Origin of the sequence: Nocardia sp. 852002-51101_SCH5132738, from assembly GCF_001665695.1 — a bacterium.
Classification (GTDB): Bacteria; Actinomycetota; Actinomycetes; order Mycobacteriales; family Mycobacteriaceae; genus Nocardia; species Nocardia nova.
In genome coordinates, this window is the sequence record NZ_LZML01000049.1 from 36,579 (window position 1) to 60,856 (window position 24,278).

The 24,278-nt window shown below is 68.5% G+C and carries 25 protein-coding genes and 1 pseudogene; 5 read left to right on the top strand and 21 right to left on the bottom strand.

The features are described from left to right. Positions 1-18: 18 nt before the first annotated feature. The 3 genes and pseudogenes from A5789_RS07630 to A5789_RS07640 all read right to left on the bottom strand — a co-directional run bounded on the left by A5789_RS07630 (position 19) and on the right by A5789_RS07640 (position 2,061). Positions 19-1,262 (bottom strand): annotated as a pseudogene (locus A5789_RS07630) (RNA polymerase sigma factor). Positions 1,263-1,275: 13 nt separating this feature from the next. Next, positions 1,276-1,701: a YciI family protein gene (locus A5789_RS07635; protein WP_030516215.1), complete on the bottom strand. Its 426-nt coding sequence runs from the start codon at positions 1,699-1,701 to the stop codon at positions 1,276-1,278. A 15-nt stretch (positions 1,702-1,716) separates the two neighbouring features. Next, positions 1,717-2,061 carry a DUF1801 domain-containing protein gene (locus tag A5789_RS07640; RefSeq protein ID WP_064907247.1) on the bottom strand — a complete coding sequence of 115 codons (345 nt, stop codon included), beginning with the start codon at positions 2,059-2,061 and terminating at the stop codon, positions 1,717-1,719. A gap of 239 nt (positions 2,062-2,300) precedes the next feature. Between A5789_RS07640 and A5789_RS07645 the strand changes: the two genes are divergently transcribed. Next, the gene (locus A5789_RS07645) at positions 2,301-3,677 is read left to right on the top strand and encodes a wax ester/triacylglycerol synthase domain-containing protein (protein ID WP_064907246.1); all 1,377 of its coding nucleotides are present in this window, start codon (positions 2,301-2,303) and stop codon (positions 3,675-3,677) included. Positions 3,678-3,703: 26 nt separating this feature from the next. Here the strand turns inward: A5789_RS07645 and A5789_RS07650 are convergent, their stop codons facing one another. From A5789_RS07650 to hemL, 7 genes are all read right to left on the bottom strand, one after another. Beyond that, positions 3,704-4,564, bottom strand: coding sequence for an N-acyl homoserine lactonase family protein (locus A5789_RS07650; protein WP_064907245.1), 861 nt, complete (start codon positions 4,562-4,564; stop codon positions 3,704-3,706). A 156-nt stretch (positions 4,565-4,720) separates the two neighbouring features. After that, positions 4,721-5,713 carry a c-type cytochrome biogenesis protein CcsB gene (ccsB, locus tag A5789_RS07655; protein WP_064907244.1) on the bottom strand — a complete coding sequence of 331 codons (993 nt, stop codon included), beginning with the start codon at positions 5,711-5,713 and terminating at the stop codon, positions 4,721-4,723. A gap of 2 nt (positions 5,714-5,715) precedes the next feature. After that, complete coding sequence (locus tag A5789_RS07660; RefSeq protein ID WP_064907243.1) at positions 5,716-7,419, bottom strand: cytochrome c biogenesis protein ResB; 1,704 nt, start codon at positions 7,417-7,419, stop codon at positions 5,716-5,718. 5 nt (positions 7,420-7,424) lie between these two features. Beyond that, positions 7,425-8,261: a cytochrome c biogenesis CcdA family protein gene (locus tag A5789_RS07665; RefSeq protein WP_064907242.1), complete on the bottom strand. Its 837-nt coding sequence runs from the start codon at positions 8,259-8,261 to the stop codon at positions 7,425-7,427. Beyond that, positions 8,258-8,836, bottom strand: coding sequence for a TlpA disulfide reductase family protein (locus tag A5789_RS07670; protein ID WP_030516208.1), 579 nt, complete (start codon positions 8,834-8,836; stop codon positions 8,258-8,260). The genes A5789_RS07665 and A5789_RS07670 overlap by 4 nt, the downstream gene beginning before the upstream one ends. Positions 8,837-8,862: 26 nt before the next feature. Then, on the bottom strand, positions 8,863-9,468 hold the full coding sequence (locus A5789_RS07675) for a histidine phosphatase family protein (RefSeq protein WP_063018597.1): 606 nt from the start codon (positions 9,466-9,468) through the stop codon (positions 8,863-8,865). 200 nt (positions 9,469-9,668) lie between these two features. After that, complete coding sequence (hemL, locus tag A5789_RS07680) at positions 9,669-11,006, bottom strand: glutamate-1-semialdehyde 2,1-aminomutase (protein WP_039781253.1); 1,338 nt, start codon at positions 11,004-11,006, stop codon at positions 9,669-9,671. Positions 11,007-11,255: 249 nt separating this feature from the next. On the opposite strand from hemL, the gene A5789_RS07685 reads away from it, so the two are divergent. After that, a complete protein-coding gene (locus A5789_RS07685; RefSeq protein WP_064907241.1) occupies positions 11,256-11,639 on the top strand; it encodes a hypothetical protein in 384 nt (127 codons plus the stop codon). 10 nt (positions 11,640-11,649) lie between these two features. Here A5789_RS07685 and A5789_RS07690 read toward each other — a convergent pair whose 3' ends face one another. The 5 genes from A5789_RS07690 to hemB form a co-directional block, all read right to left on the bottom strand. Continuing rightward, positions 11,650-11,967: a hypothetical protein gene (locus A5789_RS07690; RefSeq protein ID WP_064907240.1), complete on the bottom strand. Its 318-nt coding sequence runs from the start codon at positions 11,965-11,967 to the stop codon at positions 11,650-11,652. Positions 11,968-12,048: 81 nt separating this feature from the next. Next, positions 12,049-12,288 carry a hypothetical protein gene (locus tag A5789_RS07695; protein ID WP_146098768.1) on the bottom strand — a complete coding sequence of 80 codons (240 nt, stop codon included), beginning with the start codon at positions 12,286-12,288 and terminating at the stop codon, positions 12,049-12,051. After that, the gene (locus tag A5789_RS07700) at positions 12,285-12,911 is read right to left on the bottom strand and encodes a hypothetical protein (protein ID WP_227463167.1); all 627 of its coding nucleotides are present in this window, start codon (positions 12,909-12,911) and stop codon (positions 12,285-12,287) included. The genes A5789_RS07695 and A5789_RS07700 overlap by 4 nt, the downstream gene beginning before the upstream one ends. 385 nt (positions 12,912-13,296) lie before the next feature. Then, positions 13,297-13,815: a hypothetical protein gene (locus A5789_RS07705; RefSeq protein ID WP_064907239.1), complete on the bottom strand. Its 519-nt coding sequence runs from the start codon at positions 13,813-13,815 to the stop codon at positions 13,297-13,299. Beyond that, positions 13,812-14,789 carry a porphobilinogen synthase gene (gene hemB, locus A5789_RS07710; protein ID WP_063018577.1) on the bottom strand — a complete coding sequence of 326 codons (978 nt, stop codon included), beginning with the start codon at positions 14,787-14,789 and terminating at the stop codon, positions 13,812-13,814. The genes A5789_RS07705 and hemB overlap by 4 nt, the downstream gene beginning before the upstream one ends. A 330-nt stretch (positions 14,790-15,119) precedes the next feature. On the opposite strand from hemB, the gene A5789_RS07715 reads away from it, so the two are divergent. Then, the gene (locus tag A5789_RS07715) at positions 15,120-15,389 is read left to right on the top strand and encodes a hypothetical protein (RefSeq protein ID WP_063018575.1); all 270 of its coding nucleotides are present in this window, start codon (positions 15,120-15,122) and stop codon (positions 15,387-15,389) included. Between the two features lie 70 nt (positions 15,390-15,459). Here the strand turns inward: A5789_RS07715 and A5789_RS07720 are convergent, their stop codons facing one another. The 4 genes from A5789_RS07720 to A5789_RS07735 all read right to left on the bottom strand — a co-directional run bounded on the left by A5789_RS07720 (position 15,460) and on the right by A5789_RS07735 (position 20,346). After that, positions 15,460-17,022, bottom strand: a complete 1,563-nt coding sequence (locus A5789_RS07720) for a bifunctional uroporphyrinogen-III C-methyltransferase/uroporphyrinogen-III synthase (RefSeq protein ID WP_030516198.1) — start codon at positions 17,020-17,022, stop codon at positions 15,460-15,462. Then, positions 17,019-18,023 carry a hydroxymethylbilane synthase gene (gene hemC / locus A5789_RS07725; RefSeq protein ID WP_064907268.1) on the bottom strand — a complete coding sequence of 335 codons (1,005 nt, stop codon included), beginning with the start codon at positions 18,021-18,023 and terminating at the stop codon, positions 17,019-17,021. The genes A5789_RS07720 and hemC overlap by 4 nt, the downstream gene beginning before the upstream one ends. A 62-nt stretch (positions 18,024-18,085) precedes the next feature. Further along, on the bottom strand, positions 18,086-19,474 hold the full coding sequence (locus A5789_RS07730; RefSeq protein ID WP_030516196.1) for a glutamyl-tRNA reductase: 1,389 nt from the start codon (positions 19,472-19,474) through the stop codon (positions 18,086-18,088). Beyond that, positions 19,471-20,346: a redox-sensing transcriptional repressor Rex gene (locus tag A5789_RS07735; protein ID WP_064907267.1), complete on the bottom strand. Its 876-nt coding sequence runs from the start codon at positions 20,344-20,346 to the stop codon at positions 19,471-19,473. The genes A5789_RS07730 and A5789_RS07735 overlap by 4 nt, the downstream gene beginning before the upstream one ends. 354 nt (positions 20,347-20,700) lie before the next feature. Between A5789_RS07735 and A5789_RS07740 the strand changes: the two genes are divergently transcribed. Together A5789_RS07740 and A5789_RS07745 are read left to right on the top strand one after the other, a co-directional pair. After that, positions 20,701-20,961, top strand: a complete 261-nt coding sequence (locus A5789_RS07740; RefSeq protein ID WP_064907238.1) for a glutaredoxin family protein — start codon at positions 20,701-20,703, stop codon at positions 20,959-20,961. 81 nt (positions 20,962-21,042) lie between these two features. Then, entirely contained in the window at positions 21,043-22,080 is a 1,038-nt protein-coding gene (locus A5789_RS07745; protein ID WP_369817616.1) for an HAD family hydrolase, read from the top strand. Positions 22,081-22,154: 74 nt separating this feature from the next. On the opposite strand, the gene A5789_RS07750 is transcribed toward A5789_RS07745, so the two are convergent. Together A5789_RS07750 and A5789_RS07755 are read right to left on the bottom strand one after the other, a co-directional pair. Continuing rightward, a complete protein-coding gene (locus tag A5789_RS07750) occupies positions 22,155-23,165 on the bottom strand; it encodes a lysophospholipid acyltransferase family protein (protein ID WP_064907237.1) in 1,011 nt (336 codons plus the stop codon). Continuing rightward, positions 23,162-24,244: an NAD-dependent epimerase/dehydratase family protein gene (locus A5789_RS07755; RefSeq protein ID WP_063018591.1), complete on the bottom strand. Its 1,083-nt coding sequence runs from the start codon at positions 24,242-24,244 to the stop codon at positions 23,162-23,164. Before A5789_RS07755 ends, A5789_RS07750 begins: the two co-directional genes overlap by 4 nt. Positions 24,245-24,278 lie beyond the last annotated feature (34 nt).

Consider the following 24,278-nt stretch of genomic DNA (forward strand, 5'->3'; position numbering starts at 1 on the left):
ACTGCCCGCGCCGGCGCCTCACCCTGCGGCGGCGAGTGCGGCCGCCATGCGGTCCAGCAGAAGTTGCCGCTCTTTCCTGGTGGGGGCGAGTTCGGCGGCTCGTTCCAACTCGGCGGCGGCGTCGTGATGCCGGCCGAGCCGGGTGAGGAAATCGCCGCGGACCGCGCCGAGCAGGTGGTATCGAGCCATCCGCCGGTCGGCGAGCAGCGGCTCGGTCGCGGCCAGTGCGGCTTCCGGGCCGTCGACGTGGAGAAGCGCGACGGCCCGGTTCATCTCGACCACGGGAGACGCGGTGAGCTGGGCGAGAGCGTCGTAGAGAGCGAGGATGGCGACCCAATCGGTATCACCGAAGGCGGCGGCGCGGGCATGACATGCGGAGATCGCCGCCTGCAGCGAATACGGCCCGAGCGGACGCCCCAGATCGAAGGCACGGTCGAGCATGCCGAGACCGTGTTCGATCAGCGTGCGGTCCCAGCGGCGGCGGTCTCGAGTTGGACCGGAATGCCGTTGTCGTCGACGCGGGTGCGGAATCTCGACGCCTGCAGTTCCATGAGCGCCGCGAGGCCGAACACCTCGGGCTCCGCCGGGAGCAGGCCGGCCAGGACCCGTCCCATCCGCATGGCCTCGGTCGCGAGGTCGGCACGGACGACGCTCTCTCCGGAGGAGGCCGAATATCCCTCGTTGAAGATCAGATACAGGACCTCGAGCACCGCGCGCAGGCGCTCGGGCAGTTCCCCTGCCGAGGGCGCCTCGATCGGCACCCGAGCCTCCGCCAGCGTGCGCTTGGCGCGCGAAATGCGCTGACCGATGGTCGCCGAGGGGCAGAGGAACGCGCGGGCGATCTCCTCGGTGGTCAGGCCGCCGAACAGCCGCAGGGTGAGCGCCACCCGCGACTCGGGCGAGAGCACCGGATGGCAGGTGGTGAAGACCATGGTGAGCAGATCGTCCGGAATGGGGGTGAGCGCCTCGGCGCTCACGTCCGGCAATTCGCCGTCCTGCCCGGCGAGCAGGAGCGGCGCCTTCTTACGCGCCGTCTCCTCCCGCCGGGCACGGTCGATCGCCTTGTGCCACGCGGTGCTCATCAACCATGCGCCCGCCCGGGCCGGCACGCCCTCGGCGGGCCACTGCTCCAAGGCGGCCACGAAGGCCTCGGAGGCCAGATCCTCGGCGATGTCGAGGTCCCCGATGCGGCGGGCGAGCGTGGCGATCAGCTGAGGAGCCTCGATCCGCCACAGCGCCTCGACCGATTCGCGCAGTTCCATCGGTCGGCCGGGTTCAGTCCGAGGGCCGGTGCTGCAACTGCTCGCTGCGGGCCAGGGTCTCGGCGTCGACGGTCTCGGCGAAGTCGTCCATGTCGAAGAGCGGGCGAATCTCCAGAACCTGGGAATCTCCGTAGGACGGATCGAACGGGCAGCGCTTGGCCCACTCGACGGCCTCCGCCAGCGAGCTGACCTCCCAAATCCAGTATCCCGCAATGACTTCCTTGGATTCGGTAAACGGGCCGTCCACCACCGAGGTCCCGGACGTCGAGAAGGCGACCTTCGCCCCGGTGCTGCTCGGTTGGAGGCCCTCGCCGCCGAGCATGATGCCGGCCTTCACCAACTTCTCGTTGAAGGCCTGCATCTTTTCGAACATCTCCTGGGTCGGCTGCCCCTTGCCCTCGTCGGCGGCATCGCCCTTGGTCATCACCATCACGCGCATGACGAAACCTCTTTCTCAGTTGGTGCCGGCCACGCGGCGCAGCAGGTCGGCGATGTATGCGGGATCGACAGCGTCGCCCGCGCGGAAGTCGACGGCCTTGCGGTCGCCGGAGCCCAGCGAACGAAGCACCCCCGGCACCGGCTCGATGTCCTGTGCGCCGAAAACCATGAACGAGACCTTAGCCGCGGCCACGTGCACCACCGCGACGTTCGTCCCGTCGACCGTGAAATGTGGCTTGCCGTACCGGAATACCTCCACCACACCCGGCAGGGTGTTGTGCACGGTCTCGCGCAGGCTCGTGCAGATTCCGGTCTGCCAGTTCTTCTTACCGTCGATGTAGGCGGTGACGTCGGTGTTCATCTCGTTCTTCCCTCCGTGGCTGGGCCGGCCGGTCCGGCTCTCGACAACTCCTTCGCGCGACACTCCGGGATTTCGACATGGAGGAGAAACTTTTTTTCCCGGGGAGCCCTTGGTCACGGCGGCACCGACGTTCGGCCCTATCGGCGCGACGGGTGAGGTGAATACGGTCGAGACACGAGCGGCGCCGGGAGTCGCATCCGCGGCGATCACGGCGGCTGTTCCTCAGCGAAGGCAAGCCGATGACGGACACGCGCGAATCTCATCTCAGCCAGTCCGACCTGTTCTCGTGGAGTATGGAGCGCGACGCGATCCTGCGCTCGACGATCGTCTCGGTCGTGATGCTCGACGCGGAGCCGGACTGGGAACGCCTCGTGCAGGCCATCGATCGCGGCACCCGGGTGGCCCCCCGCTTCCGGGATCGGCTGGTCGCCCTGCCTGCCGGTCTCGCGCCACCACGCTGGGAAGCCGACCCCGATTTCGACCTGTCCTGGCATATGCGGCGGGTCGCCCTGCCGGCCGCGGTCGACCGCACGGCGGTATTCGAATTCGCCCGCGTCGAGGCCATGACGGCCTTCGACCCGGTCCGCCCGCTGTGGCAGGTGACCGTGCTCGGCGATGTGACCGGTGGCGGCAGCGCGCTGGTGCTCAAGGTGCATCACTGCCTGACCGACGGATTGGGCGGCATCCAATTGGCCAACGAGATCGTCGATTTCACCCGGGCCGGCGGCGAACCGCGTCCGGATCCCGAGCCGGCCCCGGAGAGCCGCGGTGGACTGCTCGACATCGTCGGGTGGAACTGGGCGGTGGGATCGGAGTTGCTGCGCGGCGGACTCGCGCATGTCCTGCCGCTGGCCCGGCATGCCATCACCCACCCGCTGGGCACCGTCCGCGACGGCGTGGCTCTGGCCGTATCGATCGGCAAACTGGCCCGGCCGGTGGTCGACACCCTGTCACCCGTGATGACGAAACGCGGTCTGGCACGCCAGTTGTCGACCGTCGACGTGCCGATGGAGCCACTGCGCCGAGCCGCGCACTCGGTCGGCTGCACCGTCAACGACGCGTTCCTGGCAGGGGTGGTGCTCGGTCTGCACCGCTACCACGAACTGCACGACGGGCAGGTCGAGCGGTTGCGGGTCACGATGCCGGTCAGCGTGCGGAAATCCGACGACCCGATCGGCGGAAATCGCATCACTCTGGTCAGATTCGCACTCCCGGCCGACATCACCGATCCCGCGCTGCTCATGCCCGTGCTCGACGGAATCGTGGTCGGCTGGCGCCACGAGCCGGCGATCCCGTATTCGGCCGCCGTCGCCGCCACGCTCAACCGATTGCCGGTCGCCATGGTCACCGCCATGCTCAAGCACGTGGACTTCGTGGCATCGGACGTCCCGGGCTCACCGGTGCCCATCTTCATCGCCGGCGCCGCGGTGGAGCGGATGTACGCCTTCGGCCCCACCATCGGAACGGCCTTCAACGTCACCCTCATCTCGCATATCGACACCTGCTGCGTAGGCATCAACGCCGACAGCGCCGCGGTGCCCGACGTGGATGTCTTCACCGATTGCCTCGGCGAGGGCTTCCGCGCCGTGCTGGCGGTGGGCGAACAGGCCGGTTGAGATCCGCGCATCGGCCGCGGGTGGTGCTAGGTGTAGTAGTTGCCGACGCCGGTCTTCAGCCCGGCCAGCTGGCCGGGATCGTGGCCGAACACGACGGTGGCGCCGGTCCGGTCGGCGATGGCGCGGATCTTTTCGACGGACTGGAACCAGGCGACGGTGTCGTAGACGATGCCTGCGGCGATGGCGGGCGGCCCGTAGCTTTCGCTGCGGTACAGCGAGTCCGAGCTGAACAGCATGGCGCCGGTGTCGGCGAGGTCGACCAGCAATGACAGGGTCCCCGGAGTGTGGCCCGGGGTGCGCAGCAGCGTGACACCGGGCAGCAGCTCGGTGTCCTCGTCGATGGTGGTCAGCTCCAATCCGTCGTAGTCGGGCCGGAAGTAGGCGCCGTTGCTGTAACCGTCGAAGCCGAACGCTCCCTTCTTCTCCTCCGCGTCGACGACGATCGTGGTGCGAGTGCCGGCCCACAGCTGCGCGTTCCCGGCATGGTCGCCGTGCAGGTGGGACAGCACCAGATAGTCGATGTCCCCCGGCTCGAGGCCGAGCTGCCTCAGCCGCGAGTCCAGCCACATGTCCTCGGTGACGGAATCGACCGGAAAGAACTTGTCCATACCGGTTGGGCCCCAGCGCTTTTCCCAGTCCCGGGGAACCCCGGTGTCCCAGAGCAGCTTCGTGCCGTCGGGATGCTCGATATACACCACGTAAGTGGGGACCTCGACCCAGTCGCGGGGCGGATGCTTGTCGGCACTCGTGGCCATATGCCCCGGGTCGATCAACAGCCAGGTGAGGTCGCCGTGCATGGTCCCGGTCGGCAGGATCGTCAGCCTGATCTTGTCGATCCCGGCCGGACCTCGATCCGCTGTCCCCGTACTGCCAGATGTAGCACCCATCCGATCAGCCCCTTCGCCTCGGCGCTTCCCTGGCTGACAGATCGACCCTATGACTGCGGTCGGGTCCACGGCTAGAGGACCAAGGGCCCAGGTGAGGAATCGGGCGGATGCAGCGCCCGACGTCGGTGAGACACCGGCGTGGGCCCGCTGACGGAGCTAGTTGAGGCCCGCGTACGAGTGCAGCCCGCTCACCACGATGTTGATGATGAACAAGTTGAACAGCATCGCGACGAAGCCGGCGACGTTGATCCAGGCGGCCTTGGTTTCGCGCCAGCCGGAGGTCGCGCGGGCGTGCAGGTACGCCGCGTAGATGACCCAGGCGACGAAGGAGACGGTTTCCTTCGGGTCCCAGCCCCAGAAGCGGCCCCACGCGCTTTCGGCCCAGATGGCGCCGAGGATGATGCCGGTGCCGAAGAGGGGAAAGGCCACGACCGTCGTGCGGTAGGCGAGGCGGTCGAGGGTGCGGGCGTCGGGGAGGCGGCGGGCGAGGGCACCGAGCGGGTTGCTCGACTCCTGGCCTTCCGGCTGGTGCATGCGCAGCAGGAACAGCAGGCTCGCCACACCGGAGAGCATGAAGATGCCGCTGCCGATGCTGACGATGGTGACGTGGATCGGCAGCCAATACGACTTCAGCGCCGGAACCACGGGCGCGGCGTCGGCGTAGAGCACCTGGCCGGCCAAAAACATCAGGATCAGCACCGGAACCAGCAGGAACACCCACATCGCGCGGTACCGGCGGTCGTGGATGAACACCAGGCCGGTGACCATCGCGGCCGCGGTCGCCATGGTGATGAATTCGTACATGTTGCCGAGCGGGAAGCGGTGGGTCGCGAAGCCGCGCAACACGATCGAGGCCAGGTGCAGGCCGATCGCGACGAAGACGACCGCGAACGCCATATTGCCGAGCTGCTCGGCCAGCGAACGCTTCGGAGCCGGCTCCAGTTTGCCGGGCACGACCGGCCGGTCCGCGCTCACTCCGGAGGAGGCGCCGACGCCGACCAGTTCGCGTTCACGCTCCTGGGCGCTGGTCACCTTCTTCTTCGCCGAGGCGTACTGCACGATCAGCATCGCCAGCACCAGCAGGTAGACGACGAACGCCGTCTTGAAGGCGAGATTGCTGTAACCGGCGAGTGTCTCGTCGATCGGCATGTTCACTCTCCCGTGCTCTCGGTCCGGGCGACCGGGCGCTGATCCGTGGGGCTGCCGATGTCGGTGCGGTCGGAGCCCAGCAGCCGCGTCAGCAAGCGGTCGAACTCGCCGCCCCAACCCGCTTGGTCGGTGCGGGCCAGCCCACCCATTTCTACTACAGTACGTCGTTCACCGGAACCGCCGTCGTCCGGGCCTTCCGGATAGGCGCGCAACCAGATCCGCCGCCGCTTCACCAGCAGTGAGACGAGCAGCCCGGCCATCATCGTCAACGCGCACACCAGGACCCAGTTCTGCGCGGGGTCGTGGGAAACCTGCAGGTTCGCGTACTGCTGCGCCCCGTCGAAGGTGACCTTGGTGCCGTCGGCCAGTGTCGCCGATTCACCGGGCCGCAGATTGACGCGCTGCTGCTTCGTCAACCGGCCCTGTTTGATCATCTCCGGATCGAGCGAGAACAGCGACTGCGCGCGCCCGGTGTCGAGTCCGGTCTCGCCGCGATAGATGTCGATCGCCACCGCCGGATCGGTCAGTCCGGGATACGAGGAGGTCAGCAGGCTGCCGTGCATCAGTGCAGTGGGCGCGAACAGGCCCTCGATCGCGATCTGGTTCTTGCGCCGCTCGTCCTCGCTGCCGTACATGCCGCCCGGCGGGTCGAACCGCATCACACCGCTGGACAGGAAGGTGGCGCCGTCGTCGGGCCGCCACTGGATGGTCTCGGTGCGCTTCTGCCCGTTCGGATAGGTGACGGTGAACGTCGGCGCGTACCCGTGCCCCTGCAGGTAGACGCGGTCTCCGGCGACGCGCAGCGGATGGTTGACCTGGATGGTGGTGTCACGCCAGGTGTCGGTCGCCAGATCATCGCCGGTCTGATACGAGATGTCGGCGGTGAACATCTCGGCCTGGCCGTTGGGCAGATAGTCGGCCTTGAAGTCCTTGACCCGCACGCAGACCGGGGTCAGCCCGGTGCCGTCGTTGACCCGGCCGGCCTTGAAGGAGTCGAAGACCGCGGGTGAGGTGGTGCAGAATCCGGGACCGCCGTCCGCGACGACGATCACGTTGCCCTCGTAGCCGAACAACTTGCCCGCCGCCACCGCGACCAGCAGGCCGACCAGGGCCAGGTGGAAGACCAGATTGCCGAGCTCGCGCAGATAACCCTTCTCCGCCGAGAGGGTCACCTCACCGGGACGGCCGTTGCGCGCCTCGGATCCGTCCCGCACCACGGTGCGCCAGCCGCGCAGCCCGCGCCGCGCCTGCTCGATCGCCTCGGCAGGGGTGTCGCCGGTGGTGGTCGCGGCGTGGTGCGGCAGCCGGGACAGGTTGCGCGGCACCATGACCGGCGGTGTGCGCAGCGCCTTGTAGTGATCGAAGACGCGCGGCACGATGCAGCCGACCAGCGATACGAACAGCAGAGCGTAGATCGCGGTGAACCAGAAGCTGGAGAACACGTCGAACAGCTGCAGCCGGTCCATCCACGGGCCGAGGGTGCCGCGATCGGCGATGTACTTGTCGACCTTCTGCGGGTTCAGACTGCGCTGCGGCAGCAACGCCCCCGGAATCGCCGCCAGTGCCAGCAGGAACAGCAGCATGAGCGCGGTGCGCATACTGGTCAATCCGCGCCAGGCGTTGCGCAGCAGTGCGAACGCGCGGAGCGGCAGCGACTGACGCGGCGGCTTCGCGGCGGTGGACGGGGGCGTCATCGTGGCAGTCATGGGGCTCAGATCGGCAGGGTTACCTGGGAGACGAAAACATTGCGGATCCATCCGACGAACTGATCCCACATCCCGGTGACCAGTGCGATGCCGACCACGACGAGCAGGATGCCGCCGATGATCTGGATGGTGCGCGAATTGCGCCGGAGCCAGCCGACTCCGCGCAGCGCGGTGGCCGACCCGAACGCGAGAATCACGAACGGCAGCCCGAGTCCGAGGCAGTACGCCACGATCAGCGCGACACCGCGAGCGGCCGTCGCGCCCTCGGTTCCGGCGGATACCGCCATTACGCCGGAGAGCGTCGGGCCCAGGCACGGCGTCCAGCCGAGCGCGAAGACCGCACCCAGCAGCGGTGCGCCGACGATTCCGGTGAGCCGGCGCGGATGCATTCTGGTGTCGCGCTGCAACATCGGCACCAGGCCGAGGAATACCAGCCCCATCACGATCGTCACCACACCGCCGATGCGTTGCAGCAGTTCACGATTGACGTTCAGGGTCTGGATGACACCGAAGACCGTCGCCGAGGCCAGCACGAACACCACGGTGAAACCGGCGACGAAGAGCCCGGCCGCACCCGCGACCCGCATCCGGCCGGTGCGCAGCGCGACGGCCGCACTCTTGCCCTGGGCTTCGCCGACGGTGACCGGCGGCGCTTCGGCGCCCACGAGCCCGGCCAGATACGACAGATATCCCGGCACCAGCGGCACCACACACGGCGAGGCGAACGAGACCAATCCGGCGAGCAGGCAGGCACCCAGCGCCAGCAGCAGCGGCCCGGTCGCCGCGGTCTGCTGGAACGATTCGCCGACGGAAGCCAATGCCGGCGAGGCGACGGCTGTCACTGCCGGCCCTCCTGCGCGACCTGGTTCACCACCGGCAGCAGATCCTCGGCCAGCAGTGACCGCAGGAAGACCGCGGCGACGCGATGCTGCCGATCGAGCACCAGCGTGGTGGGGATGACGCTGGTCGGGAATTTGCCGCCGAGCGCCAGCAGGCTGCGCATCTCGGGGTCGTAGATGGACGGGTAGCCGACGTGATTGTCGGTCACGAAGTCGCGCGCCTTGTCCTGTTGTGGATCACGCACATTGATCCCCAGGAAGGCGACGCCCTTGTCCTTGGACTGTTCGTAGACCTGTTCCAGCGCGGGCGCTTCGGCGCGGCACGGCCCGCACCACTGTCCCCAGAGGTTCAGTACGACGACCTGATTCGGGAAGTCGTCGACCGAGACGGTCTTGCCGGTCATCAGATTCGGCCCCGAGAGGTGGCCGATCGTGCCGCGGGCGGCCGGTGGATCGTACCGGATATCGGTTTTGCCGCCGGGTGAGACGAAATCGAAGGTGCCGCCCTGGGCGACCGCGTCGTTACCCGACGAACAGCCGGCCAGCGCGGCGACGACCGCCACGCAGGCCAGCAGCATCGGCAGCAGACGCCGGACCGCCCCGCTCACGCCCCGGTCACCCTGGGATCCGAGCCGCCGGACGGCTCGGAGTAGACGATGTCGATCAACGTATCGCCTTGGTACACAAGCGAAGTCAGCGAGGCAAGCGAGCACTGCCGCTGCCGCGGATCGTGCCACAGCCGCTTCCCCTCCAGGAAGCGCCGCAACGTCCACACCGGCAGCTGATGCGACACCACCACGGCCTCGTGCCCGGTCGCCTCCACCCGCGCCTTGTTCACGGCGGCGAGCATGCGATGCGCGATCTGCAGATACGGCTCACCCCACGACGGGGTGAACGGATCGCGCAACTTCCACCAGTGCCGCGGCTTGCGCAGCGCGCCGTCCCCGACCGACACCCGCAGCCCCTCGAAGGTGTTGCCGGCCTCGATGAGGTTGTCGTCGGTGCGCACGATAAGCCCGTGCTGTCCGGCGATCGGCGCGGCGGTCTCCTGGGCGCGCTGCAGCGGCGAGGCGACGACCAGGGCGACGTCGTGATCGGCCAGGGTGCGCGCGACCGTCGCCGCCTGCGAACGACCCGTCACCGAGAGGCTGAAACCGGGCAGGCGGCCGTACAGGATGCCCTTGGGGTTGTGCACCTCGCCGTGGCGCATCACGTGCACGATGGTCTCGGTATCCGAGGCGACGTCGCCGGGTAGCGAGGGAATCTTGCCGGCATCGGCTCCCGAGTCCGCGCCGGGCCCCTGCGAGGGTTCGGCTTCCCCGCTCGCCGCGGCGTCCCCGGGCGACGCCGGTTCTTCGTGCGAGGGGGATTCTGTTGCGGCAGTGACGGATTCGAGCTGATCTGAGTCGCTCACGCGCGGGATCCTTCGGGTGTGGCGGCCGCGGCTGCCGCGGCGGCGGCGGGCAGTGCGGCAGCGATACGGTCGAATGCGTCCTCGTCGAGGGCAGCCGAGACGAACCAGGCCTCGAACGGGCTCGGCGGCGCGTAGACGCCACGTTCCAGCAGCGCGTGGAAGAAGGCCGGGAAGCGCCAGGTGGCGGTGGCCTTGGCGGTGGCGTAGTCGGTAACCGGACCCTCGGCGAAGAACACGCTCACCATATTGCCCGCGAATTGCACGGTGTGCGGGACCCCCGCGGTGGTCAGAGCCTCGGTGATCAGGGATCCGAGGCGTTCGGCGTTGCGGTCGAGGGCGGCGTAGACGTCCGCGTCGGCGGCACGCAGCGTGGCCAGCCCGGCGGCCACCGCCACCGGATTACCCGAGAGCGTGCCGGCCTGGTAGACCGGCCCGATCGGCGCGAGGTGGTCCATGACCTCGGCGCGGCCGCCGAAGGCCGCGGCGGGTAGTCCGCCGCTCATCACCTTGCCGAAGGTGTACAGGTCGCCCGCCACCGGATCGCGCCCGTACCAGCCCGCGGCGCTCACGCGGAAGCCCGTCATGACCTCGTCCATGATCAGCAGGGCGCCGTGTTCGCTGGTCAGCTCGCGCAAGCCGGCGTTGAATCCGGGCAGCGGCGGGACCGCGCCCATATTGCCGGCGGCGGCCTCGGTGATCACGGCGGCGATCTGGCCCGGATATTCGGCGAAGGCCGTGGCGACGGCTTCGAGGTCGTTGTAGGGCAGCACGAGGGTGTCGGAGGCCTGTGCTCCGGTCACGCCCGGCGAGGTCGGCAGACCCAGGGTCGCGACGCCCGAGCCGGCATCGGCCAGCAGCGCGTCGACATGGCCGTGATAGCAGCCGGCGAACTTGACGATCTTGCTGCGCCCGGTGAATCCGCGTGCCAGCCGCACCGCGCTCATGGTGGCCTCGGTACCGGAGTTCACCAGCCGCACCCGCTGCACCGGATCGACGCGAGCGGCGATCGCCTCGGCCAGTTCGATCTCGGCCTCGGTCGGCGCGCCGAAGGACAGCCCGCCGGTGGCGGCGCGCTGCACCGCGTCCACGACGGCCGGATGGGCGTGCCCGAGGATCATCGGCCCCCAGGAACACACGAGGTCCACATAGTCGTTGCCGTCGGCGTCGGTGAGCGTGTATCCGCGCGCCGAAGCGATGAATCGCGGGGTGCCACCCACCGAATTGAAGGCCCGCACAGGCGAGTTCACACCGCCGGGAATGATCGCGGCGGCGCGTTCGAAGAGTCGGGCGGAGACCGGCACGTTTACCTGGGTCGCGCGCGGAGAAGAACTCACGACCACCAGTGTCGCAGCCCCCGCCGAAGCGGTCGACGACAGGGTGTAGTGGGGTGAGCCACCCCACAAGCCGAGGCGCCACATTGTACTCCCACCGACCCGACCAGCAGTTTGCCGAGAGTTTCCTCACACGCGCCGGTCAGCGGCGTTACCGCAACACGCGGCGTAAATTTCCTGTCATAAGGGTTGTCGCTGAGTTGCCCATGCGTAACCTCGTACCCACCATCACGCTCACGGCCGGGAGGGTTCATGCGGAAAGCAGTATTCGGGGTAGCCCTGTTGACAACCCTCGCCGGCTCGGTCGCGGCGGCGACTCAGGCGGCCGCCGTGACGCCGGTGGTCCAGCCCGACCAGCAGCGCGCCGGAGTCATCCTCACCCACGACGAGACCGCCGCACTGGGCGACGGGCCGATTCCCGCACTGGTCACCATGGTCGTTCCGATGAACCGGATCGGGGCGGGCCTCAAACCGGACACCCAGCTCTATCACGACGAGAACGGCAATGTTCACGCCTCACTGCGGCAGGTGATCGAGGAGGCGGCGAGCCATCCGGACGGGAGCGTCGTGGTGATGGCGAACGTCCCCGGATCGCACGGCACGCGCCTGCTCGACGTTTTCCAGCAGTGGCGCTGACCGACGCGGTTCAGGGGACCGGAACGCCCAGGCACAGCAGGGCATAGCCGGTGGACAGCAGGCAATTCAGTGGCGTGGGAAGCAGATCCAGCAGCGAGACCTGATCGGCGCGCAGCGGAGAGACCGCGCCGATGGCCTGCGGATCGGCGGAACTCGCGCCGGTAACGCTCGGCCCGGACGTCTGCGAGGCGGTCGCCGAAGCGTCTGCGGCCGAGGGGCTTTCGGGGGCCGCGGTGGCCACGGCGACCGGCGCCATACCGATCGCCGCGGCCGCGAGAATCGTGAACGAGGTCTTCCGCACTGCTCGGGTGCGCGTGATGGTGCTCATTTTCCGGCAATACCCACAACACTCGATCCGCTATCGGGCGACGCGCCGCGAATTCGGGTGCGGCTGTGGCGAACAGGCGTGTCAGCGCGGGCGAACCGCGCACCGCACCACCAGATCGATGGCCGCGAGGCCCGCGGCCGTGACCAGTACGGTGGCCAGCGCGAGCCACGGACCGGCGTAGTGGGTGGATTCGAAGGCGGGCTGATCCCCCGCCGCCGCGAACCAGGTCCGATGGACACCGAGCCGCCAGCTGGGCACGGCGGCCACCGCGCAGACCACGACCAGCACCAGATCGAGCAGGATCCACAGCCGGCGCATCACGCCACGTCCTCCTTGCCCTCGACAACCTCGTCGTCCCCGGAACAGCTCACCGCGCCCGCCGGAGCTTCGGCGCCATCGGACTCGTTCGGGGCGGCGGTCTCGATCTTCGCCGACCGGGGCGCCGCCGGTTCCTCGGTCACGGGCGCCGAACCCTCGGCGAGCCGGTCGAGCGCGGCGCTCAACTGCGCGCGCAACTGCCGATGATCGCGCGCCCAGGCCTGCACCATGGCGCCGTCGCGCAATTTCAGGCCGATGCCGCGGCGGCGGCGCGGCACTCCGGTCAGCTCACCCAGTGCGCGGGCCGACTCCCAGGGCTCGTCATCCCACGATTCCTCGTCGAGTTCGGGAAAGACTCGCGCGATCGAACTCAGCGGCAGCGTTTCGGTGCCCGCGCGCAGCACGGAGTCGGTGAGTTCGACGCTGACGTGACGTTTTCCGGCCACGACCTGCAGAGTCACGAATCCGGCGAGCAGAATCGCGCAGAAGGCGAGGCCGAACCAGTGCACCGGGCCGCGCCGCAGCGCGAGTTCCAGGATCAGCACGAACAGACAGAGCAGCGGGCCGTAGGCGACCGTTCGCCAGCGGGCACCGGGCTCACTGAACAGCACGGAATCCGGCCGCACCGCGGCGGTGGGTTGGGCGTCGCTCACGCAGGACCTCCGAATACGACGCGCGTGCCGGCGCGAGCGGGTGGCGGCGAAGTCAGCCGACCTTCCCCGGGAGCAGCAGGCCGGCGAGGGTGAGCAGTGCCAAGAGCAGCAGCAAACCCATCACCAGAACATCGCGTCGAATGCTTTGTCGCTGCTGAATCACCACGCGCATCGATGTCTCCGATCCACCGAAGCCATCCGTGCTGCGCTCTCATCGCGGTAGCCGATCGATGCGACCACCGACCGAAAAACCACATCCGAAGAACAACGCACAATCAACGACTTTCAGTTCCCGAGCTCTCTGTGACAACCCTCACCATACATCCCGGTCGGCACGCGACAAATTCGGCCTCGCGTCTCAGTGGCCGTTCGCTCGGAAAAACGCCTCGGATTCCTTTCTGCGGCAGAGGAATACGGCTCCGCAGGCCAGAACCGCCTGTAATATCGCCGCGGCCCCGATCAGCACCGCCGGGCCGCCGGCGACCGCGCCGAGGCCGAACATCGACCCGATGGCGCCGAGCACCAGCACCACGGTCGCCACATCGGCAACCGTGCGCGCCCACAGGCGGCCGCGACCGAGTTGGTACACCACGGCCACCGCGCCGATCCCGACGGCGAGGCCGTAGGTGAGGACCAGTACCTCGAGAATCGAGACCACCAGCTCCATCTGCGCCACGCTGAAGTCGGGCCGCTCGCCGTGCAGCTGGTCGTAGAAGTCCTGGGCGACCTGGCGGCGATTGCCGAGGCGGTCGACCGCGCCGAGGATCAACCGCAACACCCCGAGCGCGACCACGGCCCACCACAGCTGGCAGGCGGTGCGCACATCCTCGGGTCTGGTTCGAATGCCGGGCTCGGCCGGGAGGGTCGCCGGATTCACGACAGCCAGTGCGCGGCCTCGGTGGCCCAGTAGGTGAGCACGATGTCCGCGCCCGCCCGGCGGATGCCGAGAAGCGATTCGAGGATGGCGCCGCGGCGGTCGATCCAGCCGCGTTCGGCGGCGGCGGTGATCATCGCGTACTCGCCCGAGATCTGATAGGCGGCGACCGGAACCGGCGAATGATCGGCGACATCGCGCAGGATGTCGAGATACGACATGGCCGGCTTGACCATCACGATGTCGGCGCCCTCGGCCAGGTCCAGTTCCAGCTCACGCAGCGATTCCCGCCGATTCGCCGAATCCTGCTGATATGTCCGGCGATCGCCCTGCAGCGACGAGCCGACGGCCTCCCGGAACGGGCCGTAGAACGCCGAGGCGTATTTGGCCGCGTAGGCGAGGATCCCGGTATCGATATGACCGGCCGCATCCAGTCCGGCGCGGATCGCACCGACCTGGCCGTCCATCATGCCGCTGGTGCCCAGCAGTTCGGCGCCGGCCTCGGCCTGGGCCAGCGCCATCTCCACGTAGCGCTCCAGGGTCTCGTCGTTGTCGACGGAGCCGTCGCCGGCCAGGACACCGCAGTGCCCGTGATCGGTGAATTCGTCCAGACAGGTATCGGCCATCACGACGGTGTCACCGCCGACCTCCTCGGCCAGCGCGCGCAAGCCGCGATTGAGGATGCCGTCCGGGGCACTGGCCTGGCTACCCACCGCATCCTTGTCCTCCGGACGCGGCACGCCGAACAGCATCAGCCCACCGACGCCCGCCCCGACCGCCTCGGCCGCGGCCTTGCGCAGCGAATCCATCGAATGCTGGTACACACCGGGCATCGAACTGATTTCGCGCGGTTCGGCCAGTCCGTCGGCGACGAACATCGGTAGTACCAATTGCCTTGCTTCCAAGGTGGTTTCGGCGACGAGGCGACGCATCGCGGGGGTACGACGCAACCGCCGCGGGCGGTCCATTCCGGTCATAACCGCACGATACGCCGCGCGGGAGCCCGGCTCCCAGGCACCTCCCGGCCGGTTGGCGTGGGTCACACCCGGCAAATCACGGGCGACGCACCGGCGACGCGGGCGCGGTGCCGAAACCCGTTGCGGCGAGCGGTTTTTGTCGGTGCCCTCCGGTAGAATCGAAGATGTGTTCGAAGGGATTCGTCAACAGTCGAACCGGCCTCGGTAGCGCGCTACTGCCCACGGCGCGCAACCGATCGATCGGCGGTGGGATGGACTGCCCATATCTGTCCCGCCTTCGATTCGGCCCATCGACGACCCGATGAATCTCCATCCGAGGGGAGGATTCTCATGCCCACCGCACCAACGATCATCGATCCCTACGCGCCGCTGGTGAAACAGGCCCTACCGGCCGGCCGGCCGCGCTCCTGGTACGTCATGCACAACCGCAGGTTGAAGGCCATGCGGCTGGCCATCGCCCTGCTCGACTCCGGCGTCTACCGCGCCAACCTCGCCGACAACCAGACCATTCGGCACACCGCCGAGGTCGTCGGCATCCGGCCACCGTCGAACAAGACCTGCAGCCTCGTCCGCGACCTGATGCGCGTACGCCGGGTGTGAGTGCTCTTCCGCAGTACCGCTCAGCGGCCCCGGTTATCGAGCCGCTCAGCGGCTGCGGTCATCGAGCCGCTCAGCGGCTGCGGCGGCTCTTCTTGCGCGGCGGGGGCAGCAGGCCCTCGGCGCGCAGGTGGGCGGCGTGTTCGGCCAGGGCGTCGACCAGCGGGCCGACCTGGGCGATCTCGGGTTGCACATCCACGCGCAGGCCGAATTCGATTGCGGTCTCGGCGGTTTTGGGGCCGATGCAGGCAACGATGGTGCGCGCGTGCGGCTTTCCGGCGATACCGACCAGATTCCGGACCGTGGACGAGGAGGTGAACAGCACGGCGTCGAAACCGCCGGTCTTGATCATCTCCCGGGTTTCGGCCGGCGGCGGCGAGGCCCGCACGGTGCGGTACGCGGTGACATCGTCGATCTCCCAGCCGCGGTCGCGCAGGCCCTCGGCCAGAGTTTCGGTGGCGATATCGGCGCGCGGCAGCAGCACGCGGTTGACCGGGTCGAAAACATCGTCGTAGGGCGGGAAGTCGGCCAGCAGACCTTCCGAGGACTGCTCACCGCTGGGCACCAGTTCGGGATTGATACCGAACGAGCGCACCTTGTCGGCGGTCGCCTCACCGACGCAGGCGATCTTTACACCGGAGAAAGCCCGTGCGTCCAAACCGAATTCGCCGAACTTCTCCCACACCGCGCGCACGGCGTTGGTCGAGGTGAACACGACCCACTGGTAGCGCCCGTCGACCAGGCCCTTGACCGCGCGCTCCATCTGCGCGGGGCTGCGCGGCGGCTCGACGGCGATGGTCGGCACCTCCATCGGGATGGCGCCGTGCATGACGAGCTTCTCGCTCATCTCGCCGGCCTGCTCCTTGGTGCGCGGCACCAGCACGGTCCAGCCGTACAGCGCCCGCGACTCCCACCAGGACATCTTGGCGCGCTTCTCGACCTCCTTGCCGACCGTGACCACCAGCGGTCCGACCAGTTCGGAAGCGGCGGAGTTCAGGGTGGCCAGCGTCGCCTCGATGGTGCGCTGCTGCCGGGTGGTGCCGCGCACGGTCACGGCCACCGGGGTCTGCGGGGCGAGACCGTGCTCGACCAGCGCGCTCGCGGTTTCGGCCAGGTGGCCGGAGGTGGCATGCAGCACCAGCGGGCCGGGAGCGGCCGCGACCGAGGCCCAATCGACCTCACCGCGCACGTCGACCTCGGTGTGCGAGGAGCCCAGGGCGATACCGGCGTAGGCCGGAACCGTGGTCGCCGAGGGCAGCCCGGGCAGCACCTCGAAGTTCATATGCGATCGGGTGACGGCGTTGACCTCGGAGATCACCGAATCGGTGGTCATCGGATCGCCGGAGACCAGCCGCACCACATCGTGTCCGGCGCGGGCCTCGTGGACCAGCGTCTTCGCGACCTCGGCCGGCTCGCCCAGCGCGGGGCGCACGTCGACGGCGGATTCCCCGTCGGGACCCGGCTCGACGGCGGTGCCGATCATGGCCAGCACGCCCTTGTCGACATCGGGGTCGGTGAACGCCAGCCGGGCTCGTCCCAGCACCTCGCGGGCGCGGACCGTGAGCAGTGCCGGGTCACCAGGACCCGACCCGACGAACAAAATCCGACCGGGATGTTTCTTGGTGGCTCGGCTCATGGCTTGTTCTCCATCGGGCTGGGATTGGTGAAGTCGGACGCGCCGGCGGATACCTCGCCGGCCAGCAGGTCGCGCGCCCCCAGCTCCAGGAGCTCACGCGCCAGATCGCGGCCCAGCTGCTCTGCGTTCGCGAGCGAGCCGACCGCCGAGGCCCGGATGACATCCGAACCGTCGATCGCCGCCGCGCCGCCGCGCAGCGACAGTTCCTCCACCACGCGGCCCTCGTCGTCGAGCGATTCGACGACTTCGGCGAGCGCACCGACCGGCGCCGTGCAACCGGCTTCCAGTTCGGCGAGCAGCGCGCGTTCGGCGACGACCGTGGCGCGACTGCCCGGATCGTCGAGGGTGGACAGGATGCTGACGAGATCGCTTTCCTCGCTGCGGCATTCAACCGCGAGCGCGCCCTGGGCCGGTGCCGGGAGCATCTGCACGGGCTCCAGGGCCTCGGCGACCGAACCGAGCCGGTCCACGCGGGACAGCCCGGCCCGCGCGACGACCACGGCGTCGAGTTCACCCTCGGCGACCTTGCGAAGTCTGGTGTCGATATTGCCGCGCAGCGGCACGATCTCGAGGCCGAGGCCGAGGGCGCGCAACTGGGCGGCACGCCGCGGCGCGGAGGTGCCGACCCGGGATCCGGCGGGCAGTTCGCCCAGTACCAGACCGTCGCGGGCCACCAGGGCGTCACGCGGATCCTCGCGCGGCGGTATCGCGGCGATGGTGAAGCGCGGGTCGGGCGCGGTGGGCAGATCCTTGTAGGAGTGCACCGCGATATCGACGGTCCCGGCGGCCAGTTCCTCGCGCAGCGCGGCGGTGAACACCCCGACACCGATCTTCTCGACCGGATCGGAGGATTTGTCGCCGGCCGTCTTCACGATCACCAATTCGGCGTGCTGCCCGGCGGCGATCAGCGCGTCGCGCACGGTGCCTGCCTGGGTCAGTGCCAGCACGCTGCCGCGGGTGCCGATCCGCCACGGGGTATCCGTGGTGCCACGTCGCGTCATGTTGTGCTCCTGCGTGTCGACCCCGGTGGCCGCGCCCCCGAATGCGGTGGCCGTATCAGCGCTCACTGCGGATGCCCCTGTTCGTCTCCGAGATGGCTCGTGGTGAAGTCGTCGGCCAGTTCGCCGCCGAGAGTGGCGATTTCCATCGGCGCCGCAACCGCTTGTGCCGCACCGGGTTTCAATTCGAACAGCTCACGCAGCGCCTCGGCGTAGCTGCCGCCGCCGGGCGCCGAGGCCAGCTGCTTGACCCGGACCGTGGGCGCGTGCAGCAGTTTGTCGACCACCCGGCGCACCGTGCGGGCCACCTCTTCGCGCTGCGGATCGCCGAGATCGGGCAGTTTGGATTCCAGCCGCATCAGCTCCGCCTCGACCACCTCGGCCGCGCGCTGGCGCAGGGCCGCGACGGTCGGGGTCACCTCGGCCATCCGCTGGCCGGACAGATATTTGGCGAGTTCCTCGGCGACCAGGGCGCGCGCGGCGCTGGTGTCGTCGGCCGCCGCGCCTGCTGCGGGATCACGCTGCAGCGTCTCCATGTCGATGACGGTGATATCCGGCAGTCCGGCCACCGCGGGATCCACATCGCGGGGCAGGCCCAGATCGCAGATCACCATCTGATGTCCGGCGCGGGAGACGTTGAGCGCCCGGTGGGCGTCGGCCAGGCTCACCACCGAACCGACCGCGCCCGTGCTGGTGATCACGATGTCGGCATCGGCCATGGCGTTCACCAGATTCGACAGCTCCATCGCGGTCGCCGGTGCGCCGTGCATGGTGGTCGCGGTGTGGGCCAGCCGCTGAGCCCGCTCGAGAGTGCGGTTGACCACGACGATTCGGCCGATTCCGGCCCGTGCCAGATGGGCCACCGACAGCCCGCCCATCGCGCCCGCGCCGACCACGACCGCGGTGCGGCCGGCCAGGTCGCCGAGCACGTTCGCGGCGCGCTCCAGGGCGACCGACACCACCGAGGCGCCCGCGCGGTCGATCCCGGTCTCCGAATGCACCCGCTTGCCGACGCGCAGGGCGTGCTGGGCCAATTCGTGCAGGGTGCGCCCGGCGGCCTGCTGGGCGTCGGCGGCGGCGTACGCCGAGCGGATCTGGCTGAGCACCTGCTGCTCGCCGACGACCATCGAATCCAGGCCGCTGGCGACCGCGAACAGATGTTCCGCCGCCGCCTCGCTGTAGCGCACGTAGGCGTGCCTGGTCAGTTCGGGCAGTGGCAGATCGGAATGCTTGGCCAGCAGATCGCCGACCTCGGCCAGGCCGCCGTGGAAGGCGTCGACCACGGCGTAGATCTCGACGCGGTTGCAGGTGGAGACGATCATCGCCTCGGAGATGTGCTGGGAGGCCAGCATGCGATCGGTGAGCTTGGGCCGGTCCTCCTCGGTGACCGCGACCTTCTCCAGCACCGCCACGGGAGCGCTGCGATGCGAAATTCCGACGAGAAGCACACTCATGGTGCGACCACCGATCCCTTGCTGGTTGGCTCCGTTGCCGAATGCGAGGTTGTCTTGCGGGGTGTGGGCTGGTGGGCCGCGCGTCCGGCCATCCGGCGCCCGATCGGGGTGGAGACCGCGTGCACGGTCTCCCCCGCGGCGACGCGCTCGGTGGCCGCCGGCTCGGTCGCCTCGAGTTCCGCGCTGCGAGCGCGCTCGAACGACAGCATCTGCAGTTCGACGGCGAGGTCGACGCGGCGGACCTCCACGGTGGCCGGAACCGCCAGGTTCACCGGCGAGAAGCTGAGAATGCACTGCACCCCGGCGGCGACGAGTTCGTCGCAGACGGCTTGGGCCGCGGCATCGGGAACGGTGACCACCGCGATCGTGGGCGCGAGTTCGGCGACCGCGGGCCGCAGCCGGGCGGTGTCGAGCACCCGCAGCCCGGCGACCGAGGCGCCGATCACCGCGGGATCGTTGTCGAAGATGCCGACCATGGTGAATCCGCGCCGCGAGAATCCGCCGTAACCGGCCAATGCCCGGCCCAGATTCCCGGCGCCGACCAGGATCACGCGATGGCCGTCCGCCAGGCCGAGAACGTCTTCGATGCGGTTGCGCAGCTTGGCCACGTCGTAGCCGACGCCGCGAACACCGTTGGGGCCGAGGAAGGATAGATCCTTGCGAAGCTTGGCCGAACCGACACCCGCCGCGACAGCCAGTTCTTCACTCGATACGATGAGCACACCCTCGTCGGCCAGGACGGCGAGCACTCGGAGGTAGGTGGCCAGACGGGTCACCGTCGCCTGCGGGATGTCCTTGTTGATGGATTTGCCGGAAACGCTGTTCAGAGCTCTGCCGGAGACGCCACCTGGCGTCTCATGCTGCTCTGTCACGTCGTTCGGCTCCTCGTCCGGCCGGGGGGTAGTGTCCGGGTTTTCGCTTGGTCCACCGCCGACACCGGGCACAGGCATCGGTCTCGGATCGGTATTGGTACACGGGGTGCGGTTGCGTCCGCCGCCAGAAGCAGGCGGGTCGCGTGTCACCACCGTAACCGCTTGTGAAGCCCTGCACAAAGTCGGTGAATTCAGTCACTCTCCACTCGTCGGCTCCACGAATGCCTGCTCACATTCAACCGCCGTGTAGCACCGGCTTCGGCGCAGGCACGCCGGACCGGCGATTTCCCCGCGCGAATGCGGCGATTCGCGGCTAATCGCAGGTCTGTCGGCACGGTGGCATTTAATGGCGATATGAGTACTGCCACGCATTCGGTGACTTTGCTGACCCGCGAGGGCTGCGGTATGTGCACGGTCGCACTGACGCAACTGCGCGCCATCTGCGCCGACTTCGGGATGGAACCGGCGACCGTCGATGTGGACGCGGCGGCGGCCACCGACCCGTCGCTGCGGGCCGAGTTCGGCGACCGGCTGCCGGTGGTGCTGCTCGACGGCCGCGAACACAGTTACTTCGACGTGGACGAATCCCGGTTGCGGGCCGATTTGAGTCGCTGAGCACACATCGCCGAGCAGCCGTCGGGACAACGCTGTGCTCGGCTAATGTTGGAGTGTTCGCGCGAACAGGCGGAGGTACTGGTGCCGGAACGATCGAAAGATGCGAGGACGGGCTTCATCGCGGGAAGGTTCGGCGAATTCCCGGCGCGCTGGGGGCAGGGTCTGTCGGACCAGCTCACGCGGATCGCGCGCAGCCCGTTCGGGCCCAGCGAGGAGGAGGTACGCGCCAACCTCGCCGGTGAGGCCAGCGCCGATGCCGCCCTCGCGCTGCACGACGCGGAATTGGCCGAAAGCTATGGCGCCGAAGCCGATTCGGAATTACCGCCCCATGCGCGCCCGCCGCGCGACCTGACCGCTGCGGCATTTTTCGACGTGGACAACACGATGGTGCAGGGCGCCTCGATCGTGCACTTCGCGCGCGGCCTGGCGGCGCGGAAATATTTCAAGACTTCCGACCTCGTCGATATGGCCTGGAAGCAGGTGAAATTCCGGGTCACCGGTAAGGAAAGCCAGGGCGATATGGCCAGCGGCAAGGAAAAGGCGCTGTCATTCATCGCCGGCCGCTCGACTGCCGAACTCGCGGCCCTGGGCGAGGAAATCTACGACGAAATCATCGCCGACAAGATCTGGCCCGGCACCCGCGCGCTGGCGCAAATGCATCTGGACGCCGGTCAGCAGGTGTGGCTGGTGACCGCCACGCCGGTGGAACTCGCGCAGGTCATCGCGAAGCGCCTGGGATTGACCGGCGCGCTGGGCACGGTCGCCGAAAGTGTGGACGGCGTCTTCACCGGACGGCTGGTCGGCGATATTCTGCACGGCCTGGGCAAGGCACATGCGGTGCGCACCCTGGCCATTCGCGAGGGGCTCAATCTCAAACGCTGCACGGCCTATTCCGACAGCCACAACGACGTGCCGATGCTCTCGCTGGCCGGTACCGCGGTGGCGATCAACCCGGATTCGGACCTGCGTGAGGTCGCCAAGAATCGCGGCTGGGAGATCCGCGATTTCCGCACCGGACGCAAGGCCGCCAAGATCGGCGTTCCCACCGCGTTGGCGCTGGGTGCGGCCGGTGGGGCGGCGGCGGCCGTCCTCACCCGCAGGCGCGAACAGCACGGCTGAGATTTTCCGGAAGGAAACGATCGAGCCTCCTCGCCACAGCGAGGAGGCTCGATTTCTCCGGCTCTGTTCCGGCGTCAGCCGGTGAAGGGGTTACGCCGCTTGGTGAGCAGTTTGTACAGCGTCTGCTGGATGGTCTCGCGGACCTGATCGGTGACCTCGAACATCGTCATCGGATCGTCGGCGGCCTCGGCCGTATAGTCCGCGGTCGCGATGGGCTTGCCGAATTCGATGGTCCACTTCGACGGCAACGGGATCGCGCCCAGCGGTCCCAGATGCGGAAATGTCGGAGTCACCGGGAAATACGGCAATCCGAGCAGGCGGGCCAACGGCTTGATGTCGGCGAGTTTCGGATAGATCTCCTCGGACCCGACGATCGAGCACGGAATGATCGGCACACCGGTTTTCACCGCCGCCGAGACGAATCCGCCGCGCCCGAAGCGCTGCAGCTTGTAGCGCTCCGAATACGGCTTGCCGATGCCCTTGAAGCCCTCGGGGAACACCCCCGCGACCTCGCCCGACCGCAGCAGCCGCTCCGCGTCGGCGGGGCAGGCCAGAGTGTGGCCCGCCTTGCGGGCCAGCCCGCCGACCACCGGCGTCTCGAACACCAGATCAGCGGCCAGCAAGCGCAGCGACCGATGGGCGGGATGCCGGTCGTGCACGGCCAGCTGCAGCATCAGCGCGTCCAGTGCCACCACGCCGGCGTGATTGGAAACCACCAGCGCACCACCGGTGGACGGAATGTTGTCGATGCCGTTGACATCCACCCGGAACCACAGATCCGACAGTGGCCGCAGGGTCGGCAGGATGACCGATTCGAGCAGATGCTCGTCCCGCCCGAATTCGTCGACCTGGTAGTCCCCGGTGAGGCGGCGGCGGGCGAAATCGGCGGTATTGCGAATACCGTCGGCCACCGCACTCCGCACCAGATCACCCAGCGAGCGCGGCGGCGCCGATTCGGCCAGCCGCTCGGTCAGCGAGGTCACCGGCTGCAGGGCCGACTCTCCGGGCCAGCGCCGCGACGCCGGGCGCTGCCGGGCCTCGAAATCCGTCTCGTGCAGGTGAATGACTTTGGCCACGTCGTTCATCGATGTGCTCCCGTCCCGGCCCCGACGAGGCCGAGGAGTCTGTTTTCTGCAGCGTCGATCCAGCGCGGATCGATGACGGGCCGCAACGCTGCGCCCCCGATGAAGTCGTCGAACGCCTGCACCGTCGTCCAACGCGGTGCGAAGCCGAGTTCGGTACGCATTCTCGTGGTGTCCAATCCACAGCCGAAGTGGAAGTAATCGATCTGCTCGGTGGTGAACTCACGCATCACCGGGCCCATGAACGACCGGCCGACCGTCTGGAAAACACTCATCGGCACCGGTAGTTCGACGCGACCGGCGCGGCGGATGGCTTGCGACAATGCCAGCGCCCCGTCACCGGCGACATTGAAAGTGCCGCCGGGTGCGGAATGCGCGGCATGCGCCAGCACCGCGATCGCGTCCTCTTCGTGCAACAGCTGCATACGGGGGTCGCGGCCGAAGATCGTCGGCGTGATCGGGGAGCGGAAATACTGCACGCCCCGGCCCGCCAGACGCGGCCCCACTATCGGTGCGAATCGCAGGATCGTCGCGGCGATATCCGGACGCCGGCGCGCCATTCCGCGGACGAATCCCTCGACCTCGATCATGTCGCGCGCGAACCAGCCCTTCGGCGGCGTGCGCGCACTCATTTCCTCGGTGAATTTCGCCGGATCCTTCGGACCGCAACCGTAGACCGCCGAGGAGGAGCGGACCACCACACGGCGCACACTCGGCGCCTTCTGGCAGACCGCCATCAGCTGCATGGCGCCGAAGACGTTGTAGTCCTTCATCGCCGCCCGGCCGCCACCGGCGGGCGGGCGGGACAGTACGGCCGGATGCACGACGGTGTCGACCTTATTTCCGTCGATCACCTTGCGAATCAACGGGTTTCGAATATCGGCGCGCACGAACTCGGCCCGGCCCATCCGGCGCAGCAGATCGCGACTGGGCATGCGGGCATCGACCGCGATGACCCGTTCGATCGCGGGATCGGCCGCCAGCCGAGTGACGACATTGCCGCCGAAGAAGCGGCTCGCGCCGGTGACGAGGACAACTTTGGGCGGCTGGTCGTTGCGGCCAGCCGTACGCCCGTCCCGCATATCCGAACCCACGCCGAATCCCACCTGTGCACCC

Bases quoted from the DNA above. Each gene is read 5' to 3' on its own strand.
- A5789_RS07730 (WP_030516196.1), bottom strand. From the start codon at position 19,474: ATGAGTGTGCTTCTCGTCGGAATTTCGCATCGCAGCGCTCCCGTGGCG.
- A5789_RS07640 (WP_064907247.1), bottom strand. From the start codon at position 2,061: ATGAACACCGACGTCACCGCCTACATCGACGGTAAGAAGAACTGGCAG.
- A5789_RS07635 (WP_030516215.1), bottom strand. From the start codon at position 1,701: ATGCGCGTGATGGTGATGACCAAGGGCGATGCCGCCGACGAGGGCAAG.
- A5789_RS07645 (WP_064907246.1), top strand. From the start codon at position 2,301: ATGACGGACACGCGCGAATCTCATCTCAGCCAGTCCGACCTGTTCTCG.
- hemB (WP_063018577.1), bottom strand. From the start codon at position 14,789: ATGACCGGAATGGACCGCCCGCGGCGGTTGCGTCGTACCCCCGCGATG.
- hemC (WP_064907268.1), bottom strand. From the start codon at position 18,023: ATGACGCGACGTGGCACCACGGATACCCCGTGGCGGATCGGCACCCGC.
- A5789_RS07650 (WP_064907245.1), bottom strand. From the start codon at position 4,564: ATGGGTGCTACATCTGGCAGTACGGGGACAGCGGATCGAGGTCCGGCC.
- ccsB (WP_064907244.1), bottom strand. From the start codon at position 5,713: ATGCCGATCGACGAGACACTCGCCGGTTACAGCAATCTCGCCTTCAAG.
- A5789_RS07715 (WP_063018575.1), top strand. From the start codon at position 15,120: ATGCCCACCGCACCAACGATCATCGATCCCTACGCGCCGCTGGTGAAA.
- A5789_RS07690 (WP_064907240.1), bottom strand. From the start codon at position 11,967: ATGAGCACCATCACGCGCACCCGAGCAGTGCGGAAGACCTCGTTCACG.
- A5789_RS07675 (WP_063018597.1), bottom strand. From the start codon at position 9,468: ATGCGCCACGGCGAGGTGCACAACCCCAAGGGCATCCTGTACGGCCGC.
- A5789_RS07755 (WP_063018591.1), bottom strand. From the start codon at position 24,244: ATGCGGGACGGGCGTACGGCTGGCCGCAACGACCAGCCGCCCAAAGTT.
- A5789_RS07750 (WP_064907237.1), bottom strand. From the start codon at position 23,165: ATGAACGACGTGGCCAAAGTCATTCACCTGCACGAGACGGATTTCGAG.
- A5789_RS07670 (WP_030516208.1), bottom strand. From the start codon at position 8,836: ATGCTGCTGGCCTGCGTGGCGGTCGTCGCCGCGCTGGCCGGCTGTTCG.
- A5789_RS07685 (WP_064907241.1), top strand. From the start codon at position 11,256: ATGCGGAAAGCAGTATTCGGGGTAGCCCTGTTGACAACCCTCGCCGGC.
- A5789_RS07660 (WP_064907243.1), bottom strand. From the start codon at position 7,419: ATGACTGCCACGATGACGCCCCCGTCCACCGCCGCGAAGCCGCCGCGT.
- A5789_RS07740 (WP_064907238.1), top strand. From the start codon at position 20,701: ATGAGTACTGCCACGCATTCGGTGACTTTGCTGACCCGCGAGGGCTGC.
- A5789_RS07720 (WP_030516198.1), bottom strand. From the start codon at position 17,022: ATGAGCCGAGCCACCAAGAAACATCCCGGTCGGATTTTGTTCGTCGGG.